The following is a 3,190-nucleotide window of genomic DNA, read 5'->3' on the forward strand; positions in this document are numbered from 1 at the left end:
GCCGATGCCGGCGCTCAGGGCCTGGCGCATTTCGCTGCAGGTTTTGCCTACGCCTGAAAAAATGATCTTCCGGGCCTCGCCACCAGCGGCCAGTACGCGGGTGAGTTCGCCGCCCGAAACGATGTCGAAGCCGCAACCCGCATGGGCAAACGCCTGCAGGATGCCGAGGGACGAATTGGCTTTCATGGCATAGCAAATTTGCGCGTTGCGCCCTGCAAAGCCACGCTGGTAAGCCGCCAGCGCCGAAAGCATGGCCGCCTTGGAATACACAAACAGCGGCGTGCCGTGTGCCGCGGCCAGATCGCCAAGCCGGACATTTTCAACAAACAGCTCGGTATCGCGGTAAGCGAAATGGGGATGGCCGGGGAGAGGTTGGCGGGTCATGAAGAATGGGCTTTGAAGCGGTTGGAGTTATTGGCAACTATCTTAAGGAGCGCAGGGCTTGCGCGCCATGATCGATTGACGGCATGAACGGTCGGGAGCCTTTAGATTGAAGGCCCAGCCACCGGATGGCCTGAATCTTCAATGAATCGGCCAGGTTGCTGGTCAGCGAGCGGCTGACGCCGGCGTCGCAGGCGCGGCAGCCGGCGGTGCTGTGGTGGCMGTGGCCGGCACCTTCGGGGGAACTGGCAGGTAAAGTGCGCCTTTTTGTCCGCAACCGCCCAGCAAGGCCGCGCCGACCACAATTGCAGCAAGGCCATAGCGGGAGGCCGAAGGGCGGATGCGGCCTAAAATTTGAGCTGAAGAAACCATGATGGGATTGTAATGACGGACCTTGAATACCAGGATCTGGCCGAGAGTGCACTCAGGGCCGTTGAAACCGCCTGTGACCGTATCAATGATGAGACCGACGCGGACATTGATAACCAGCGCACCGGCGGCATGGTCACGCTGACTTTCTCCAACCGCAGCCAGATCATCATCAACCTCCAGAAACCCTTGCAGGAAATATGGATGGCGGCCAAGGCCGGCGGATTCCACTACAAATACAGTGGCGGTCAATGGGCTGACACCAAGGACTCGAGCGAGTTTTTTGCCAATTTGTCTCGCTATGCCAGTGAGCAGGCCGGCCAGGCACTGGTGTTCGCGGCGCCGGCTGAAGTCAATAAGGCGTAGCTGCCGAAGCTTGCAGGCGTGCCTTGAGTGGCACCAAAACAAAAAAGGGCTCTGTGGAGCCCTTTTTTGATGCGCTTCATGTCAGTTTTTGAACAGATCCAGGATGCGCTTTTTCTCGTCTGAAGGCGGCAGCACCTGGATCGCCCCTGGCGTAGCCGGGGTGCCGGCGGCTGCCGGGTCCTGTTGTATACCGACTGTGCTGACTCCGGAACCTTTGGCATATTCGCTGTAATACCACTCCCCGCCAACGTTGACGACACCTTCGGGCGGTGGGTATTCGGTGACCGGCACGCCCTTGAGTGCGTATTCCATGAAGTTGATCCAGATGGGCAGGCTCAGGCCGCCACCGGTTTCACGGTCGCCGAGTTTTTTCGGCGTGTCGTAACCCATCCAGACCGCCGCTGTCAGCGTAGGCTGGAACCCCACGAACCAGGTGTCGATCGAGTCATTGGTGGTACCGGTCTTGCCGAAAAGGTCGGGGCGTTTGAGCGTGGCTTGCGCTTTGGCCGCCGTACCTGAGCGTGCGACTTCCTGCAGCAGGCTGTCCATGATGAACGCATTGCGCGCATCGATGGCCCGGGCTGATTCGTCCAGCACGGGGGGCTTGCTTTCCAGCAGGACTTTGCCGCGCTGGTCGGTGATTTTGGTGACCAGGTAGGGATTGACGCGGTAACCGCCGTTGGCAAATACCGAATAAGCGGTGGCCATTTGTATCGGGGTGACCGATCCGGCGCCCAGCGCCATCGTCAGGTAGGCGGGATGTTTTTCGGCCTCAAAGCCAAAGTGGGTGATCCAGTCCTGCGCATACGGGGCGCCGATAGCCTGCAGTATGCGGATGGAAATCATGTTCTTGGATTTCTTCAGGCCGGTCCGCAGACTCATGGGACCGTCGAAAGTGCCGTCGTAGTTTTTTGGCTCCCAAGGCTGGCCGCCAGTGACGCCCGCGTCGAAAAACAGCGGGGCGTCATTCACCACGGTCGCTGGGGTAAAGCCCTTCTCGAGGGCGGCGGAGTAAATAAAGGGCTTGAAGCTGGAACCCGGCTGGCGCCATGCCTGGGTCACATGGTTGAACTTGTTTTTTTCGAAATCGAACCCGCCCACCAGTGCCCGGATGGAACCGTCGCGCGGATCAAGGGCCACAAAAGCGCCTTCCACCTCAGGCAGCTGGGTAATTTCCCAGGTGTTTTTCGGTGTTTTCGCCACGCGGATTAAGGCGCCGCGGCGAATCTTGATGTTGGGCCCGGCCTTGTCAGTCAGCCCGGATTGGGCGGGTTTCAGGCCGTCGCCGGTAATTTCAACCGTTTCGCTGTTCTGGCGCATGGCCAGAATTCGTTTGGGATTGGCTTCCAGCACGATGGCCGACATCACATCTCCGTTGTCGGGGTTGTCGGTCAGTGCGTCGTCAATCGCATCTTCCGTTTCCTGTGCATTGGCCGGCAGATCGATGAACTTCTCGGGGYCCCGGTAAATTTGCCGGCGCTCATAATCCATGATGCCCTTGCGCAAGGCTTTGTAGGCGACGGTCTGGTCGGTGGCACGCAGGGTGGTATAGACATTCAGCCCGCGGGTGTAGGTTTCGTCCCCGTATTGGTTGTAAACCAGCTGGCGCACGGTTTCAGCGACGTATTCCGCGTGTACCCGGCCTGCATCGGGCCCGGTCCTGACCTTGAGTTCTTCTTCTTTTGCGGCCTTGGCCTGTTCGGCGGTAATGAAGCCGTTTTCTTCCATGCGCTCTATGATGTAGAGCTGCCGGGCCCGGGCTCGCTTGGGATTGATGATGGGGTTGTAGGCCGAAGGTGCCTTGGGCAGGCCCGCCAGCATGGCCGCCTCGGAGATGGAGATGTTCTTCAGGGGCTTGCCGAAATAGGCCTCTGAGGCCGCGGCAAAGCCATAAGCCCGGTTTCCCAGAAAAATCTGGTTCATATAGATCTCAAGGATCTGGTCCTTGGTCAGCAGGTGCTCCAGCTTGAAGGTCAGCAGGATTTCATAGATCTTGCGGGTATAGCTTTTCTCGGCTGACAGATAGACATTGCGGGCCACCTGCATGGTGATGGTGGAGGCGCCCTGGCTCTTG

At 59.1% G+C, this 3,190-nt stretch carries 3 protein-coding genes and 1 pseudogene; 1 reads left to right on the plus strand and 3 read right to left on the minus strand.

Annotated features, from left to right (window positions below; genetic code table 11):
• Positions 1-384, minus strand: a pseudogene (locus AC1D1X_RS19255) (diaminopimelate decarboxylase); the annotation flags it as partial.
• A 162-nt stretch (positions 385-546) separates the two neighbouring features.
• The gene (gene lptM, locus AC1D1X_RS19260) at positions 547-753 is read right to left on the minus strand and encodes an LPS translocon maturation chaperone LptM (protein ID WP_477669889.1); all 207 of its coding nucleotides are present in this window, start codon (positions 751-753) and stop codon (positions 547-549) included.
• A 12-nt stretch (positions 754-765) separates the two neighbouring features.
• On the opposite strand from lptM, the gene cyaY reads away from it, so the two are divergent.
• Positions 766-1,116: an iron donor protein CyaY gene (cyaY, locus tag AC1D1X_RS19265; RefSeq protein ID WP_477669888.1), complete on the plus strand. Its 351-nt coding sequence runs from the start codon at positions 766-768 to the stop codon at positions 1,114-1,116.
• 81 nt (positions 1,117-1,197) lie between these two features.
• Here cyaY and AC1D1X_RS19270 read toward each other — a convergent pair.
• On the minus strand, positions 1,198-3,190 hold a 1,993-nt coding region (locus tag AC1D1X_RS19270), incomplete at its 5' end, for a penicillin-binding protein 1A (RefSeq protein WP_477698917.1).

Source organism: Polaromonas sp. P1_G4 (assembly GCF_056405475.1).

Bases quoted from the DNA above. Each gene is read 5' to 3' on its own strand.
- cyaY (WP_477669888.1), top strand. From the start codon at position 766: ATGACGGACCTTGAATACCAGGATCTGGCCGAGAGTGCACTCAGGGCC.